Source organism: Pseudomonas sp. MIS38, assembly GCF_019891575.1.
In the GTDB taxonomy this organism is placed as follows: domain Bacteria; phylum Pseudomonadota; class Gammaproteobacteria; order Pseudomonadales; family Pseudomonadaceae; genus Aquipseudomonas; species Aquipseudomonas putida_A.
In genome coordinates this window covers 38,213-53,500 of the sequence record NZ_JAFLXF010000003.1, presented here as the reverse complement: position 1 = coordinate 53,500, position 15,288 = coordinate 38,213, and the positions used below count along the sequence as shown (strand labels likewise).

16 protein-coding genes and 1 pseudogene are annotated in these 15,288 nt (G+C 59.8%); 6 read left to right on the top strand and 11 right to left on the bottom strand.

The window, feature by feature from the left end; genetic code table 11:
- Nucleotides 1-162 precede the first annotated feature (162 nt).
- Nucleotides 163-933: pseudogene (locus J1G18_RS28360) on the top strand (MCP four helix bundle domain-containing protein); the annotation flags it as partial.
- Nucleotides 925-1,788 (top strand): methyl-accepting chemotaxis protein, encoded by an 864-nt coding sequence (locus J1G18_RS28355; RefSeq protein WP_410477706.1) that lies wholly within the window; start codon nucleotides 925-927, stop codon nucleotides 1,786-1,788. The pseudogene J1G18_RS28360 and the gene J1G18_RS28355, both read left to right, overlap by 9 nt.
- Before the next feature lie 142 nt (nucleotides 1,789-1,930).
- Here J1G18_RS28355 and J1G18_RS05570 read toward each other — a convergent pair whose 3' ends face one another.
- The 4 genes from J1G18_RS05570 to J1G18_RS05555 form a co-directional block, all read right to left on the bottom strand.
- Nucleotides 1,931-3,229, bottom strand: coding sequence for an NAD(P)/FAD-dependent oxidoreductase (locus tag J1G18_RS05570; protein WP_003228306.1), 1,299 nt, complete (start codon nucleotides 3,227-3,229; stop codon nucleotides 1,931-1,933).
- Nucleotides 3,230-3,292: 63 nt separating this feature from the next.
- Nucleotides 3,293-3,466 carry a DUF3094 family protein gene (locus J1G18_RS05565; RefSeq protein ID WP_003228304.1) on the bottom strand — a complete coding sequence of 58 codons (174 nt, stop codon included), beginning with the start codon at nucleotides 3,464-3,466 and terminating at the stop codon, nucleotides 3,293-3,295.
- A 51-nt stretch (nucleotides 3,467-3,517) separates the two neighbouring features.
- The gene (locus J1G18_RS05560) at nucleotides 3,518-4,045 is read right to left on the bottom strand and encodes an MOSC domain-containing protein (protein ID WP_096795222.1); all 528 of its coding nucleotides are present in this window, start codon (nucleotides 4,043-4,045) and stop codon (nucleotides 3,518-3,520) included.
- Nucleotides 4,042-4,668: a DUF1780 domain-containing protein gene (locus J1G18_RS05555; protein WP_025108806.1), complete on the bottom strand. Its 627-nt coding sequence runs from the start codon at nucleotides 4,666-4,668 to the stop codon at nucleotides 4,042-4,044. Before J1G18_RS05555 ends, J1G18_RS05560 begins: the two co-directional genes overlap by 4 nt.
- 117 nt (nucleotides 4,669-4,785) lie before the next feature.
- Between J1G18_RS05555 and J1G18_RS05550 the strand changes: the two genes are divergently transcribed.
- Both J1G18_RS05550 and J1G18_RS05545 read left to right on the top strand, forming a co-directional pair.
- Entirely contained in the window at nucleotides 4,786-5,475 is a 690-nt protein-coding gene (locus J1G18_RS05550; protein WP_115988876.1) for an energy-coupling factor ABC transporter permease, read from the top strand.
- A 65-nt stretch (nucleotides 5,476-5,540) separates the two neighbouring features.
- Complete coding sequence (locus J1G18_RS05545; protein WP_003228298.1) at nucleotides 5,541-5,756, top strand: hypothetical protein; 216 nt, start codon at nucleotides 5,541-5,543, stop codon at nucleotides 5,754-5,756.
- Nucleotides 5,757-5,762: 6 nt separating this feature from the next.
- On the opposite strand, the gene yacG is transcribed toward J1G18_RS05545, so the two are convergent.
- The 5 genes from yacG to pilB are packed head-to-tail and all read right to left on the bottom strand — an operon-like array spanning nucleotide 5,763 to nucleotide 10,371.
- Complete coding sequence (gene yacG / locus J1G18_RS05540; protein ID WP_003228296.1) at nucleotides 5,763-5,960, bottom strand: DNA gyrase inhibitor YacG; 198 nt, start codon at nucleotides 5,958-5,960, stop codon at nucleotides 5,763-5,765.
- The gene (gene coaE, locus J1G18_RS05535; protein ID WP_139054392.1) at nucleotides 5,957-6,580 is read right to left on the bottom strand and encodes a dephospho-CoA kinase; all 624 of its coding nucleotides are present in this window, start codon (nucleotides 6,578-6,580) and stop codon (nucleotides 5,957-5,959) included. Before coaE ends, yacG begins: the two co-directional genes overlap by 4 nt.
- A complete protein-coding gene (locus tag J1G18_RS05530) occupies nucleotides 6,577-7,449 on the bottom strand; it encodes a prepilin peptidase (RefSeq protein ID WP_223007211.1) in 873 nt (290 codons plus the stop codon). Before J1G18_RS05530 ends, coaE begins: the two co-directional genes overlap by 4 nt.
- A gap of 1 nt (nucleotide 7,450) precedes the next feature.
- Entirely contained in the window at nucleotides 7,451-8,668 is a 1,218-nt protein-coding gene (locus J1G18_RS05525; protein ID WP_098965663.1) for a type II secretion system F family protein, read from the bottom strand.
- 2 nt (nucleotides 8,669-8,670) lie between these two features.
- Nucleotides 8,671-10,371, bottom strand: coding sequence for a type IV-A pilus assembly ATPase PilB (gene pilB / locus J1G18_RS05520; protein ID WP_097089222.1), 1,701 nt, complete (start codon nucleotides 10,369-10,371; stop codon nucleotides 8,671-8,673).
- Nucleotides 10,372-10,599: 228 nt separating this feature from the next.
- Between pilB and J1G18_RS05515 the strand changes: the two genes are divergently transcribed.
- On the top strand, nucleotides 10,600-11,037 hold the full coding sequence (locus J1G18_RS05515; RefSeq protein WP_097089220.1) for a pilin: 438 nt from the start codon (nucleotides 10,600-10,602) through the stop codon (nucleotides 11,035-11,037).
- A gap of 297 nt (nucleotides 11,038-11,334) precedes the next feature.
- The gene (locus tag J1G18_RS05510; RefSeq protein WP_025108814.1) at nucleotides 11,335-11,691 is read left to right on the top strand and encodes a BON domain-containing protein; all 357 of its coding nucleotides are present in this window, start codon (nucleotides 11,335-11,337) and stop codon (nucleotides 11,689-11,691) included.
- 265 nt (nucleotides 11,692-11,956) lie between these two features.
- Here J1G18_RS05510 and J1G18_RS05505 read toward each other — a convergent pair whose 3' ends face one another.
- Both J1G18_RS05505 and J1G18_RS05500 read right to left on the bottom strand, forming a co-directional pair.
- Nucleotides 11,957-12,253, bottom strand: coding sequence for a DUF2845 domain-containing protein (locus tag J1G18_RS05505; protein WP_115988878.1), 297 nt, complete (start codon nucleotides 12,251-12,253; stop codon nucleotides 11,957-11,959).
- Nucleotides 12,253-15,201 carry a DUF748 domain-containing protein gene (locus J1G18_RS05500; RefSeq protein ID WP_223007210.1) on the bottom strand — a complete coding sequence of 983 codons (2,949 nt, stop codon included), beginning with the start codon at nucleotides 15,199-15,201 and terminating at the stop codon, nucleotides 12,253-12,255. Before J1G18_RS05500 ends, J1G18_RS05505 begins: the two co-directional genes overlap by 1 nt.
- Nucleotides 15,202-15,288 lie beyond the last annotated feature (87 nt).

The window sequence follows — 15,288 nt, the reverse complement described above, 5'->3', positions numbered from 1 at the left end:
TACTAAAAATCCTCGTATCGAAAGATACGGGGATTTTTTTTGTCCTCGCGAAAGACGATTCCCTTCAAGTCATCGTACAACTTGCCGATAGCCCGCTAACGAGAGGGGACTGCCGCTGTTCGCCCCTTCAATCTGGCCAATACAAGAATAAGGGCGTCCGTCATGTTGCTTCGTCAGTTGAATATTGCTCCACGTGCCGCACTGGGTTTCGCCCTGATCGCGGTCTTGGTGGCGTTGCTCGGCGTATTCGCCTTGGGGCAGATGTCGAGCATCCGTAACAGTGAGGTCGCGGTAGAGAGCCAGTGGTTGCCTAGCATTCGCGGCGGTGACGAGATTCGCGAGCTGATGTTGCGGATCCGCACGATTTCCCTGCGCATGGCGCTTGATCAGGATCCGAAGAACGTCGCGACTTACCGCAGCCAGATGGATACCCGCGACAAGGAGCTGAGCGAGAAGATCGCCGCCTACGACAAATTGGTCACCACGGCGGAAGGCCAGCAGCTCTATGACCAGTTCAAAACAACCTTCGCCGCGTATCGCACCGGCATCGCGCAATCCTTCACCCTGGCCGATCAAGGCAAGCGTGATGAACTGACCAAATTGTTGCTGGTTGATATGAAAACCGTGGTCGACGGCTCCGGCAAGCAGCTCAATGACCTGGCGGATCTGTTCGCCAAACAGGTTGCTGCGGAGAGCCAGAAATCCGCTGACCACTACCAGACCTCACGCACCATCGTCAGTCTGTTCATCGCGCTGGCGGCGCTGGCCACCGTGGCGCTGGCCATGTTGCTCACCCGCAGCATCATTCGTCCGTTGAGCACGGCCGTCAGCGCTGCCGAAAGTGTGGCCCAAGGCGACCTGACCCGACCGATCGAAACCCACGGTAACGATGAAGTCAGCCGTTTGCTCAAGGCGCTGGCAACCATGCAGCAGAACCTGCGGGAAACGCTGCAAGGCATCAGCGGTTCGGCCACGCAATTGGCCACCGCTGCCGATGAGCTCAACGCGGTGACGCTCGACAGCACACAAGGCCTGCAGCAGCAGAACAACGAAATCGAACAGGCCGCCACGGCGGTCAATGAAATGACCACGGCGGTTGAAGAAGTCGCGCGCAACGCGGTGTCGACGTCCGATGCCACCCGCCAATCCAGTGAGTCGGCGCAACTGGGGCAGGCGCGGGTCAGTGACACCGCATCGGCGATCAATGCGCTGGCCAGCGATGTGCAGCACACCGGCGAGTTGGTGCAATCGCTGGCCAACCAGTCACAGGACATCGGCAAAGTGCTGGATGTCATCCGTGCGATTGCCGAGCAGACCAACCTGCTTGCGCTCAACGCGGCCATTGAGGCAGCTCGCGCAGGGGAGAGCGGACGCGGTTTTGCGGTGGTTGCCGATGAGGTGCGGGCGCTGGCCTATCGCACTCAGCAATCGACGCAGGAGATCGAGCAGATGGTGCAGGGCATGCGCACCGGTTCAAGCCTGGCGCTGGACTCTATGCAGGCCAGCGCTGCACGGGCCACGACCACGCTGGCGTTGGCCGAGCGCGCCGGGGAGGCGCTGGAAACCATCACCGCGTCAGTGCATGAGATTCATGAGCGCAATCTGGTGATCGCCAGTGCCGCCGAAGAGCAGGCGCAAGTTGCGCGGGAAGTGGATCGTAATCTGGTGAACATTCGCGACCTGTCGGTGCGTTCGGCAGCGGGAGCCGATCAGACCAGCGCGTCGAGTCACCAACTGTCGCAACTGGCCAACGCGCTGCAAGGCATGGTACGGCGCTTCCAGCTCTGATGTGCAGAGATCGATTGCTGGATTTTTGAGCTGCGCAAAACAGTGTGGGAGCGGGCTTGCTCGCGAAAAGCGGTGTATCAGTCGACATGAATGTTGAATGACACAACCTCTTCGCGAGCAAGCCCGCTCCCACAGTTTTAGATCAATGCAGCTTCAAGCGTGGCTCGGTGCCGCGACCGATCTTGCTGCCCAGCATCAGCATCGCCGTGCGGAACGGTCCGTACAGTGCCATCTGGTGCATGCGGTACAGCGACACGTAGAACATCCGCGCCAGCCAGCCCTCCAGCATCACACTGCCGGTCAGGTTACCCATCAAGTTACCCACAGCCGAAAAACGCGACAGCGAAATCAGCGAGCCGTAGTCGGTGTACTTGTACTCCGGCAGGGTTTTGCCTTCGATACGCAGCTTCAGCGACTTGGCCAGCAACGAAGCCTGTTGGTGCGCGGCTTGCGCACGCGGCGGCACGTTGCGATCCGAACCCGGTTGCGGGCAGGCGGCGCAGTCACCGAAGGCGAAAATGTTTTCGTCGCGGGTGGTCTGCAACGTCGGCAGCACTTGCAACTGGTTGATGCGGTTGGTCTCCAGGCCGTCGATGTCCTTGAGGAAACCCGGCGCGCGAATCCCGGCAGCCCAGACTTTCAGGCTGGCCTTGATCACGTTGCCATCGGCGGTGATCAGGCTGTCGGCGGTCACTTCGCTGACCGAAGCGTTGGTCATCACATTGACCCCGAGTTTCTCCAGGGTCTTGTGCACCGGGCCGCTGATGCGCTCCGGCAGGGCTGGCAACACCCGTGGGCCGGCTTCGATCAGGGTGATGTGCATGTTTTCCGGTTTGATTCGGTCCAGACCGTAGGCCGCCAGTTCGTGTGCGGCATTGTGCAGTTCTGCCGCCAGCTCGACACCCGTGGCGCCGGCCCCGACGATCGCCACACTGATCTGCTCGATCACATCGGTCTGCCCGGCATGCGCGCGCAGGTAGTGGTTGAGCAACTGCTGGTGGAAGCGTTCGGCCTGTTTGCGGGTGTCGAGGAACAGGCAGTGCTGCGCTGCGCCCTGGGTGCCGAAATCGTTGGTGGTGCTGCCGACGCTGATCACCAGCGAGTCGTAGGCCACTTCACGCGCAGGAACCAGTTCCACGCCGTTTTCGTCGTAGGTGGCGGCCAGCTGGATTTTCTTCTGCGCGCGATCAAGCCCGCTCATGCGCCCGAGCTGGAACTCGAAGTGGTTCCATTTCGCCTGGGCAACATAGTTGAGTTCATCCTCGGAAGAGTTCAGCGATCCGGCGGCCACTTCGTGCAGCAGGGGCTTCCAGATGTGCGTGAGGTTCGCGTCGACCAGCATCACACTGGCCGTGCCGCGCTTGCCCAGAGTCTTACCCAGACGGGTAGCCAACTCCAGACCGCCGGCGCCGCCGCCGACAATGACAATACGATGGGACATAGGGATAACTCGCAAGGTTTTTAAAGGAAATCGGTGCAATCACCTTCGCGAGCGCAATGCTGCTCATAGCGTCAGGTAACTGATAAGTCGGCTCAGCAGGCCCAGACCAATGGTCACTGCCAGCACCAGCACCAGGAGCATCCACGGCCGAAAAGGCCGGCGCTCGACACGGTGTTGGGACAGTTGCAGGTACTCTTCGACATGCTTTTGGTCTTCGGGGTTCAGGCGGCTGGTCATAAAGGCCTCGTCAGGTAGACGTTGCTGAATGTGCAGAAGCTACAGCGGTTTTCAACCGGGGTTGAACGCAGCATAGCCGCTGTCCGGAACCGGTTCGACAGACACACCGTCGTCGAGGCGAATGATCCCGCTTTGTAACACCCGCGCGGTAATTCCGCCATGCCCGCGCACCGCTTGAAAGGTGCCGGGACCGAGGTTGTTTTGCAGGCGCGCGCAGGGCTGGCACCAACCGGTGGTCTCGAATATTGCCTGACCGATGCGAAAGCGCCGACCCTTGAGACTAAACAGATTGATACCGCTGATGACCAGATTGCGCCGCAGGTCTTCAGGCCGCACGGGTTGATCTTCAGGCCGGCCCATCAACGCGCTGATGACCGCCAGGTGTTCGAACTGAATCAACGTTACTTGCCGCGCGTTCCGCACGCCGGGGCGGGCGTGGTCACCGGTCAATCCGGCTTCGAGCCGTGCCTCGACGGCGTCGAGCTCGATCATCGGGCCGCGAGACTCGGGGCGCACGCCGATCCAGCGTACGCGGCCAGTCTGCGGGACGTCGGCAATCAACTGCTGCAGCGGCGTCACAGGCTGATCCCGACATCGAAGACAATGCTGCGACCGAGGTTGCTGCGCAGAAAGTCCGGCGCATCGGGATGGGCGAACAGCACCCGGGCGAAGGTCGGGCCGACCAGCGACAGCGAGCGCCAACCCTGACGCAGATACTCGGTCGGCGGTGGAAAATGGCTGTTGAGGTCCAGCACCTCGCGCTTGAGGCTGGCGAAGGCAATGATGTCCAGTTCGCCCAGATCCATGCCGCGTTCCTTGTAGTTGTGCGCTTTTTTGCGCAAGGTCGGCGCCAGTCGCAGCAAGAACTCATTGGCCGGGATACGCCGTGGCTTGGCTTCACGGCGCACCAGTTGGCTGAGGGAAAACGCACTGCGGCGGCGTTGCAGTTCATCGCGCCATTCATCGTTGAGTCGGCGGCCTTCATCGAGAACGAAGAACACTTCGAAATTGGCATCACGAAACAGCACGTCCGGCGGCTCGCCGGCGGGGGCGAACTCATCGACACGGTAGGGAATGTTCAAGCCTTGCAGCAGGCGCTGGCAGACCCAACGCTCACGCTCCCATTTGCGGGCATTGGACAGGAACGCGTTGGCTTGCTCGGCCGCAATGGTCAGCAGGCGTAAGTAATCTGAGTCATCCATAGGCCAAGCTTAGCGTTCAAATGCGACAAGCAGAAAGCTTTGCATCGGCTGATGCCCGGAAGAGGGCGGTGTAGACTCCGATGAAGGAATCAAACCCATGGAGAAGGTAAGGGATTCATGATCGGTGCAGAACTGCTGTCGTCGACGAGCCTGACACTCGGCTGGTTGATTTACCTGCCGGTGTTGTTGTGGGCGATCTGTCGTGCGCCGTGGGTCGAGTTGTTCACTGACAGTCGCCGCCAGCATCTGCTGTTCGGCACTGTGTTCGCCTTGTTTCTGCTGTGGATGGTGCGCAGGGATTTCGACACCGGGGTTTCTTATCACTTCATCGGCATGACCGCCGTGACATTGCTGCTCGACTGGCCGCTGGCGATCATCGGCGGGCTGGTGGCGCAGCTCGGGCTGGTGTTGCTCGGACGTCAGGATCTGGCGGCGGTCGGGGTCAACGGTACGTTGCTGATCCTGTTGCCGGTGTTGATCACCGAGTGCGTGGCGATGGTGGTCGAGCGCGCCCAGCCGCGTAATCCGTTTGTGTATATCTTCTGTTCCGGGTTCTTTGCCGCAGCGTTGTCCGCATTGCTGTGTCTGACGCTGAGTCTGGGCCTGCTGTGGTACGACGGTCTGTTTGCCATGCCGGAATGGCTGGAAGATTTCATCGGCTACCTGTGGCTGCTGATCTTTCCCGAAGCGTTCATCAACGGCATGGTGATCAGCGCGCTGGTGGTGTTCAGCCCCGAGTGGCTGGAAACCTTCAACCGCACCCGCTACCTTTCGGCGCCCTGGAAGGACGACGATCCCAAGTCTTGATCCACATCAAATCCGTCATCCACGCGGCATTTCATGCTCGGCCAAATTCCTTCAGGAGCAGCGGCATGAGTGTTTACGAGTGGGCGAGGCAGGAGACCCGGCAGAGTCTGGACATGGCGCTGGAGGTGGGCTTCGATCCGGGCCTGAGTTTGCGCGCCTTGCTCAGCGCGGTGGTGCAACAGAGCAAGACGGTGCGCAACGCCGAAGACCTGGCCGACGAGTTGCGCTTTCTCGCGGAAAACCTCGACGACGATCAGGACTACGGCTTCATGCGGCCCTGATCGCGATCAGTGACGCGGGTCGAAATCGCCGGAGAACATTTCGTCTTCGGCATCCGGGGCGACCGGAATCTTGTGCTCTTCGGACGCCCAGGCGCCGAGGTCGATCAGCTTGCAGCGATCGGAGCAGAACGGGCGGAATTTGTTCTCGGGGGTAAATTCCACGGGGGCGCCGCAGGTTGGGCATTCGACGGTTGTAGGGCTCATGACTGGCCTCCGGATAAAGTCAGGTAAAAGTGATGCAGGCGCTCGACTTCGCTGTGCAACGAGGCGAGGTCGCGGTCGTTGACCACCACATCATCGGCACGGCTCACGCGGTCTTCACGGCTGGACTGGGCCTTGAGGATCGCCTGGACCTGCTGTTCGCTGGTCTGGTCACGCTGCAAGGTGCGTTCGATCTGCAGTTGTTGCGGGGCGTCGATCACCAGGATGCGCTGGGTCATCGCGTATTGCCCGGATTCGATCAGCAGCGGCGACACCAGAATCGCATAAGGCGATTTTGCCAGCGCCAGATGGTGAGCGATTTCCTCGGCGATCAACGGATGCAGCAGGGCTTCGAGCCAGCGGCGTTCTTCAGGCACTTCAAAGATCAACTTGCGCAGGGTCGCACGGTCCAGCGTGCCATCGGCTTGCAGGACACCGGAACCGAAGTGTTCAGCAATCTTCGCCAGTGCCGGGCGCCCCGGCTCGACCACCCAGCGCGCCGCGTGGTCGGCGTCGACCACATGGATCCCGAGATCGATGAAGTGCTGGGCCGCGGCGCTTTTGCCGCTGCCGATGCCGCCGGTCAGGCCGAGAATCCAGGGTTTTTCCACAGGGGTATTCATTTCAAACCGACAAACTGCCAATAGAAGTCGGTTATTTGACCACCCCAGAGCAAGGCAATCCAGCCGGCAATTGCCAGATACGGGCCGAAGGGGATCGGCGTCGAGGTTTTCTGCTCACGCAGACGTAGCAGAATCACTCCGACAATCGCCCCCACCAGCGACGACAGCAGGATTGTCAGCGGCAGAATCTGCCAGCCGCCCCAGGCCCCGAGCAGCGCCAGCAGCTTGAAATCGCCGTGGCCGATGCCGTCCTTGCCGGTCAGCAGCTTGAACAGCCAGAACACCGACCACAGCGCCATGTAACCGGCCACCGCACCCCACAACGCCGCGTGCAGCGAGACGAACAGCCCGAAACTGTTGACGATCAGCCCCAGCCACAACAACGGCAACACCAGCACATCGGGCAGCAGTTGATGTTCGGTGTCGATCAGGCTCATCGCCAGCAGCCCCCAGGTAAGGACGATCAACAGGCCCGCCGGCCAGCCGAAACCCAAATGCCAGGCAACGAATGCCGAAAGCAGGCCGCAGGCCAGTTCGGTCAGGGGATAACGTTTGCTGATGGGCGCGGCACACGCCGAACAGCGTCCGCGCAGCACCAGGTAACTGAGCAGCGGAATGTTTTCCCAAGCCCGAATCCGGTGGCCGCAGTGTGGGCACTGGGAGTGCGGCAGCATCAGGTTGTAGGTCGGCAGTGGTGTTTCGCTTGGCAGACCGAGGACATCCTGCGCCTGCTGGCGCCAATCGCGCTCGAGCATTTTCGGCAGGCGCCAGACCAATACATTGAGAAAACTGCCGACCACCAGACCCAGCAGCAGGGCGGTGCACACAAAGGCCAGCGGATACAGACTGAAGAGTTCGTCGATAGGCATGTCAGATCGCTGAGCCAAGCTGGAAGATCGGCAGGTACATGGCCACGACCAGCCCGCCGACGATGACCCCGAGCACCACCATGACGAACGGCTCCATCAGGCTGGTGAGGTTGTCGACCATGTTATCCACTTCCTCTTCATAAAAACCGGCGACCTTGTCGAGCATGTCATCCAGCGCGCCCGATTCCTCACCGATGGCGGTCATCTGCACCGCCATGTTGGGGAAGACTCCGGTGCTGCGCATGGAAAAATTCAGCTGCATGCCGGTGGCGACGTCCTGACGGATGCGCAGCACCGCGCGTTTGAACACCACGTTACCGGTGGCACCCGCCACCGAATCCAGTGCCTCCACCAGCGGTACGCCAGCGGCAAAGGTAGTCGACAGGGTGCGGGCGAATCGCGCCACCGCCGATTTGTACATCAGCGTGCCCACCAGCGGCAGCTTCAGCAGCCAGGTGTCTTTGCGGTCGCGCAAGGCCTGGGATTTCTTCAGCGCATGGCGGATGCCGAACACCGCCGCGATCAGCGCACCAAGTACCGCCCACCACCATTGCTGCAGGAACTCCGAGATACTGATTACCATCAGGGTGAAGGCCGGCAATTCGGCGCCGAAGCCGGAAAATACCGACTGAAACTGCGGCACCACTTTTACCAGCAGAATCCCGGTAACGACCATTGCCACCAGCACCACGGCGCTGGGGTAGGTCAGGGCTTTCTTGATCTTGGCCTTGAGCGCTTCGCTTTTTTCCTTATAGGTCGCGACCCGCTCAAGCAACGTATCGAGGGCGCCGGATTGCTCGCCGGCATCCACCAGGTTGCAATACAGCTCATCGAAATACTGCGGTTTCTTGCGCAGTGCGGCGGCGAAGCTGTTGCCGGCGGCCACTTCCTGCTTCACCTCGTCTACCAGTTTGCGCATCGCCGGGTTGTCGAAGCCTTCGCCAATGATGTCGAACGACTGCAGCAGCGGTACGCCGGCTTTCATCATGGTTGCCATCTGCCGGGTGAACAGGGCGATGTCCTGGGCCTTGATGCGTTTGCCGAGGCTGAGCAGGGAGGTGGATTTCTTCCGTACCTTGCCCGGATTGATTCCTTGCTTGCGCAGTTGGGCCTTGATCAGCGCGGGGTTCTGCCCGCTCAACTCGCCCGTGACTTTGCTGCCTTTGCGATCCGTGCCTTCCCAGGCGTAGATGCTGATTTTCGCTGCCTTGACCGCCATGTTCAGTCCTTGGTGACCCGGTTGATTTCTTCCAGGCTGGTGATGCCTTGCATGGCCTTGTGCAGGCCCGAGGTGCGCAGGTCGTCGAAGCCGTCGCGACGCATCTGGCTGTCGATTTCCAGCGAATTGCCTTCGGCCATGATCAGCCGTTGCAGGTCAGGGGTGTTTTTCACCACTTCGTAAATCCCCACGCGTCCCTTGTAGCCGCCGTTGCAGAGGTCGCAACCGACCGGCTCATAGATCGTGAAACTGCCGATCTGTTCCGGCGGGAAACCTTCCTTGATCAGTGTTTCGCGGGGGATCTCGATCGGTTTCTTGCAGTGGCTGCACAGCTTGCGCGCCAGGCGCTGTGCGATGATCAGGCTGACCGAGGTGGCGATGTTGAACCCGGGAATGCCCATGTTGTGCAGACGGGTCAGGGTTTCGGCGGCGCTGTTGGTGTGCAGCGTGGACAGCACCAGGTGGCCGGTCTGCGCGGCCTTGATCGCGATTTCGGCGGTTTCCAGGTCGCGGATTTCCCCGACCATGATCACGTCCGGATCCTGCCGCAGAAACGAACGCAGGGCCTGAGCAAAATCCAGCCCCTGTTTCGGATTGACGTTGACCTGGTTGATGCCTTCCATGTTGATTTCCACGGGGTCTTCGGCGGTGGAAATGTTGATGTCGACGGTGTTGAGGATATTGAGGCCGGTGTACAGCGATACGGTTTTCCCCGACCCGGTAGGTCCGGTTACCAGAATCATCCCTTGGGGCTGCTTGAGCGCTGCCATGTACAGCTCTTTCTGCGCCGGTTCGTAACCCAATGCATCGATGCCGATCTGCGCGCTGGACGGGTCGAGAATCCGGATCACCACTTTTTCGCCCCACAGGGTCGGCAGGGTGTTGACCCGGAAGTCGATGGACTTGGTCTTCGACAGGCGCATCTTGATCCGCCCGTCCTGGGGTTTGCGGCGCTCCGAGATATCCAGGCTGGCCATGACTTTCAGGCGTGCGGCGATTCGCCCGGCCAACTGGATCGGCGGTTTGGCCACCTCGCGCAGGATGCCATCGGTGCGCACCCGCACCCGGAAGGTCTTTTCGTAAGGTTCGAAGTGCAGGTCAGAGGAGCCACTCTTGATCGCGTCGAGCAGCATCTTGTGCACGAAGCGCACGACCGGCGCGTCATCGGCGTCGAGTCCGCCGATGGCGTCCTGGCGGCTGTCGTCGACGGACTCGACATCCACGCCGTCGAGATCGACGTCGGCCATTTCTTCGAGGCCGCTGGCGTGGGTGTCGAAGAATTTCTCGATGGCCTCGGTGAGCTTGTCGTCCTCCACCAGAATGGCTTCGGTGCTCAGCCCGGTGCTGAACTGAATGTCATTGATCGCCTGATGATTGCTCGGGTCGGAAATGCCCACGAACAGCTTGTTGCCACGCCTCCACAAGGGCAGGGCGTGATGCTGGCGCACCAGTTTTTCACTGACCAGGCCTTTGGGCTGGGTTTCCTTGTCCAGGCAATTGAGGTCCATGAAGGCCATGCCGAAATGCTCGGAAGCGATCTCGGCCACCTGTGAGCTCTTCACCAGTTTGTTCTGCACCAGGTAGCTGACCAGCGACAGCCGATTGCGCTGCGCCTGTTGCCAGGCCTGCTGGGCGCTTTTTTCCGTAAGCAGTTCGGCCTGCACCAATTGCTTGGCCAGACCGCTCAGAGCGATGTCATTCATGGGGATTCCGGATGCTGACAGTTCATGACTTATAGCCTAGTCAAGTGACAGCGCCAAACACGCCCGGTACAGGTGACAAAAAGTGTCAGATAGTGCGGTTACGGGTTGTAGGAAAGCGCGACACGGCACCTTTATGCCGAGCGTGCGGGGTCTGCAAGCGGTTGGCACGGCCTATGCTGAGCCCTTTGCAGATCATGAGATTCCGACTCATGCATGGAGAGCCTGTCTATGAACAACCAAAAAGGTTTCACTCTGATCGAGCTGCTGATCGTGGTGGCGATCATCGGGATTCTGGCGACCATCGCCCTGCCGCAGTATTCGAAGTATCAGGCGCGATCAAAAGTGACTGCGGGGCTGGCGGAGATCAGTGCGATGAAGGTGCCGTTTGAGGACACCATCAATCAAGGTACCGCTCCGGATATAACCGCTGTGAATGGCGGTACAACCACCACCTCCAACTGTACGGTGGCGGTTACAGGCACAGCGGCGACGGGGGCGGGCAGCATCAGCTGCACGCTGCTCAACGCGCCGGGACCGGTACTGGGCAAAACCATCACGCTTACTCGTTCGGGCGCTGCTACGGGTAATACCTCTGGTGTGTGGACCTGTGCCACGACAGTCAATCCCGATTACTCGCCAAAAGGCTGCACTGCCAGCGGCACTTGATGCGATGGCCTGATTGGCAAGTGCCCCGCTTTGCGGGGCATTTTTTTGTCTTTTGACGCTGGAAAAAAGCTTCAAGAATTTCAGCGTGTTAGGAACTTTCCGAAAAGCCGCAACTTGCATGTCGATAATGCACTTGTCATGCAAATTGCATGATTCCGAAAATTTTCCTAATTGTTAACTCATTGATTTAAAAGGATTTATTGTCTTTCGAAAAGTTGGCACAGCCTTCGCAATATACCTAGTAACCCTGCTGACAAGACAACCAGCAGACTTTCCAGAAAAACAGGAGTTACTCGTATGAAGAAGTTCGCTATCACTGCCGCTGCTGCTACCGCGCTGACCCTGACCATGGCTTCCGGTGCTTTCGCACAATCCACCCAGGCTACTCAGGCTCCAATGACTCTGGCTGCTGGTGAAATGACCAAGGCTAAAGAAGCTACTTCCGATACCTGGATCACTACCAAAGTCAAAAGCGACCTGGTAACCGAAAAAGGCATCCCAGGTACCGATATCAAAGTTGAAACCAACAAAGGCGTTGTATCACTGTCCTCCACTGTTGCAGTGACCGAGGCTCAGAAAACCACCGCCGTGGCTATCGCCAAGAAAATCAAAGGCGTCAAAGCGGTCTCCGCTGACGGCCTGAAAGCCGAGTAAGGCATGACTTCTCGCCTGGACCGGGAGAAGGCGCGACAGACGGGCCGAGCAATACGTCTGCCGCAACTTTAGAGTTCATGCGAACGGTCACACGGACGTGACCATTACGGGCCCCGGCACTTGTGTCGGGGCCTGTTCTATTTCAGGGGCACCACAAAACAATTGTAGGAGTGAGCCTGCTCGCGATAGCGGTGTGTCAGATTGAGAAATCTGCTGACTGACACACCGCTATCGCGAGCAGGCTCACTCCTACAGGGGGGGTGAATTAATTACCGCGCTTGCTGTTGATCTGCCGCAGACGATTGCCTTCAAAGCGCAGGTACTGGTACATGCCGTTGCTCGGACCGTAGGTCCATTCCTCGACCTGAAATTCTTCGCGGCGGTTGGCGCTGCGCTTGTAGCCGAGGACATCGCGGCTCACCGGTTCGCCACACTTCTGCAGTACTTCGCTGGCGCGGTCACCGAGGCTGACCAACTGACTGCCACAGCGCAGCGTGTCGGAGGCCAGTGCAGGGCTGCCAGCGAGCAGCAGCGTCAACGCTGCCAGCCATTTGCGCTTCATCATTCGGCGTCCAGATGCATTTGCGTCACGACCCGACCATCGCTTTCGGCCTCGCCAAGGTTGGCATCGATGAAGTACACCCGGTCATCCGCCAGTTGGCCTTTGTCGACCAGATAATCCTTGATGCTGCTGGCGCGTTCCTGACCCAACTGCCGCAGCAGCACATCGCTGGAACTCCAGAACTTGATCACACCATCACGCATTTTCGCCGTGCGTTCTTCTTTGCCCAGATCTTTCCATTCGGCCGGTGGCTGAGTTTTCAGACGGGTGCGGTAGATGCCTTCGAGCAGCGGGCCTTTCTCGCTCTCCGGCACTTGCAGCAGGGACGCCTGAGCCGGCACCTTGTCGCCACGGCGCTGGAGCATCTTGTAGTAGTTGTACTGGTATTCGCGCTCCAGACGCTGCTCGGCAATCAACGGGCCGTCGCTGCTCTGTGCGGCAGTGCCTTCGATTTCCAGACGCAGGGCTGGACGTTCCTTGAGGGCTTGGGACAGTTTATCCAGCGCTGCTTCGGCATCCTTGCTCAAATCGCTTGAGCCCGCAGCAAATGACACGGTACCGAGGTCTTCGGAGCCGCCACCGTTGATCAGCCCGCCAATCATCTTGAACGGTGCGGCGGCGGCCTTGACGATCAGGTTGCGCAGGGTCTGCCAGACAATCGGCATCACGCTGAACTGCGGGTTGTTGAGGTCGCCGGTCACTGGCAGTTCGATGGAGATCTTGCCGTCTACGTCCTTGAGCAGGGCAATCGCCAGTTTCAGCGGCAGGCTCACGGCATCCGGGCTGTCGACTTTTTCACCGAGTTGCAGTTGCTCGACCACCACTTTGTTTTCAGCCTTCAACTGGCCCTTGGTGATCAGGTAATGCAGGTCGAGGTTGAGCCGGCCCTTGCGGATGCGGTAACCGGCGAACTTGCCGGAATACGGGGTCAGGGTAGTCAGCTCGACGCGTTTGAAACTGGTGGCGATGTCGAGGCTGGCCATCGGGTCGAATGGATTGACCGCGCCTTTGATGGTCACCGGGGCATAGCGGTCGACCTTGCCCTTGATGTCGACGCTGGCCGGTTTCGCCTGACGACTGTCGATGGTGCCGATCTGGCCGTTGAGCTGTTGAACCGCCGTAGCGAAATTCGGCGTCAGGCTGAAGTCGGCGAAGTTGGCCGAGCCGTCGTTGATCGCAATCGCGCCGATGTGAATGCCCAGTGGTTTGTCTTTACTGGCCGGTTTCGCCGCTGCGGTTTTCGCACCATTGTCGGCGGGCTGCGGGATCAGCAGATCGTCGATGTTGGTGGTGCGGTCGTCGTTGATCATGAACCGCGCGTACGGCTGGAACAGGTTGATCTTGTCGATCGACAGGCTGTCACCGTGTTGATAGTTGATGCCTTCAACCACCACTTGCTGCCACTTGAGGAAGTCGCGGGTTTTCAGGGTGTCGAGGGTGTGCAGTTGATCGATCTGCGCGCGCCCGGTCACGCCGAGTGCGAGCGGTTCGGTGCTCTTGAGGTTGACCTTGAGGTCGCTACCAAGCATGCCGCTGCGCAGTTCCAGGCGAATGAACGGATTGATGTAGGACTGTGCAACGCGCAGGTCGATGTCCTGGGTTTTCACATTGAGCTGGGCGGTGACCGGCGCGAGGTTGACCACGCCATCGGCGTTGATCTTGCCTTGTTTGCCCAAGCCGCTGTCGAGCCTGACCTTGAAGGGCGAACCGTTGAGGCTGTCGAAATCCTGCAGATCAATGTTCAGCGGCGTCACATCCAGCGCCACGGGTGGGTTGGCCGAGCGGTCGGCGAGATGCACGGTGTAGTTGCGTAGCTGGACGTCTTTGAGCAGCACTTGCCAGGGCTTGCTCGGCGCGACCGGCGCTTTCGGCGAGTCGGCGGCGGCCGGAGTGGTCTTGGGTTCGGCGGCGGCCTTGGCGGCAGGTTTCGATGGCTGGCTGGCGAACAGTTTCTGCCAGTCGAGCTGGCCGTCGGCTTCGAGCGCAGCCCAGGTTTCCAGTTTGTTGCTGCGGATCTTGCCGACCACTACTTGCTGTTTGGCCAGGTCCAGCGAAGTTTCGCTGACGTCGAGGCGTTCAAGTTTCGCCAATGGGCGTCCGTCCGGCGCCTTGATCGCGAATGGCGCAATGCTCACCGCGACGTTGTTCAACAGCAGTTCGGTTTCTTTCGACAGATTCAGTTTGTACTCGGTGCTGAGATTCAGCACGCCGTCTTCGAGTACCAGCGGCAGCGCGTCACGCACGTAAGGCCAGAATGATTTCATCTTGCCGTCGGTGACTTTCAAGGTGCCTTCGGAGGTGAACGGGATCAGGCTGAAGTTGCCTTTCCAGTCGATCTGCCCACCGGCCGGGCCGGCGGCGACCAGGGTCATGTCGGCGTTATCGTCGGGGAGGGTGCTGAGGTTTTTCAGCTCGAAGTCGAGTTTGTCGTAGATGAACTCGATCGGCTCACTCGGCCGGGCGTCCTGGAAATGTACGTTGCCACCGGCCAGCTGGATGCGATCGATGCGCAGCGGGAACGGCTTGGCATTCGGATCGGCCGGGGTCGGTTCGCTGGCGGGAATCTTGAACAGGCCCAGCAGATTGAGCTGGCCGTCCTTGGCGAAGAGGATTTCGGTCTTGGGCTTGTCCAGCTCGATATCGGCCAGGTGCAGCGCCTTGGTCCACAGGCTGTCGAGTTGCAGGTTGGCGTACAGCCGCTCGAAGCCGACCTGCTCCTTGCCCGGCTCACCGACGACCAAGCCCCACAGGGTGACTTCCAGGCTGAACGGATTGAGTTCGATGCGCTGGATATGCGCCGGCACCGTGGCGTAGTTCGCCAGTTGCTGGTTGGCGATACGCAGGGCGATGCCCGGCAAAATCAGAAACCCCAGCAGGCTGTAGAGGGCCAGAGCAGTCAACAAGGCGCCAATCGCGCGAATCAATCCTTTGGGCATGTGCGGCGTCATCTCTGAATCGGAGTGCCTTGGAGTATGGCACGCGATTCTGGTTCCGAAGTACCTCGTGGGGGGCAGGATTGTTCAGATTGTTCTGTA

Excerpts from the sequence above, each read along its gene's own strand:
- J1G18_RS28355 (WP_410477706.1), top strand. The coding sequence starts at position 925 with ATGCAGCAGAACCTGCGGGAAACGCTGCAAGGCATCAGCGGTTCGGCC.
- J1G18_RS05570 (WP_003228306.1), bottom strand. The coding sequence starts at position 3,229 with ATGTCCCATCGTATTGTCATTGTCGGCGGCGGCGCCGGCGGTCTGGAG.
- J1G18_RS05565 (WP_003228304.1), bottom strand. The coding sequence starts at position 3,466 with ATGACCAGCCGCCTGAACCCCGAAGACCAAAAGCATGTCGAAGAGTAC.
- J1G18_RS05555 (WP_025108806.1), bottom strand. The coding sequence starts at position 4,668 with ATGGATGACTCAGATTACTTACGCCTGCTGACCATTGCGGCCGAGCAA.
- J1G18_RS05550 (WP_115988876.1), top strand. The coding sequence starts at position 4,786 with ATGATCGGTGCAGAACTGCTGTCGTCGACGAGCCTGACACTCGGCTGG.
- J1G18_RS05545 (WP_003228298.1), top strand. The coding sequence starts at position 5,541 with ATGAGTGTTTACGAGTGGGCGAGGCAGGAGACCCGGCAGAGTCTGGAC.
- yacG (WP_003228296.1), bottom strand. The coding sequence starts at position 5,960 with ATGAGCCCTACAACCGTCGAATGCCCAACCTGCGGCGCCCCCGTGGAA.
- coaE (WP_139054392.1), bottom strand. The coding sequence starts at position 6,580 with ATGAATACCCCTGTGGAAAAACCCTGGATTCTCGGCCTGACCGGCGGC.
- J1G18_RS05530 (WP_223007211.1), bottom strand. The coding sequence starts at position 7,449 with ATGCCTATCGACGAACTCTTCAGTCTGTATCCGCTGGCCTTTGTGTGC.
- J1G18_RS05525 (WP_098965663.1), bottom strand. The coding sequence starts at position 8,668 with ATGGCGGTCAAGGCAGCGAAAATCAGCATCTACGCCTGGGAAGGCACG.
- pilB (WP_097089222.1), bottom strand. The coding sequence starts at position 10,371 with ATGAATGACATCGCTCTGAGCGGTCTGGCCAAGCAATTGGTGCAGGCC.
- J1G18_RS05515 (WP_097089220.1), top strand. The coding sequence starts at position 10,600 with ATGAACAACCAAAAAGGTTTCACTCTGATCGAGCTGCTGATCGTGGTG.
- J1G18_RS05510 (WP_025108814.1), top strand. The coding sequence starts at position 11,335 with ATGAAGAAGTTCGCTATCACTGCCGCTGCTGCTACCGCGCTGACCCTG.
- J1G18_RS05505 (WP_115988878.1), bottom strand. The coding sequence starts at position 12,253 with ATGAAGCGCAAATGGCTGGCAGCGTTGACGCTGCTGCTCGCTGGCAGC.
- J1G18_RS05500 (WP_223007210.1), bottom strand. The coding sequence starts at position 15,201 with ATGACGCCGCACATGCCCAAAGGATTGATTCGCGCGATTGGCGCCTTG.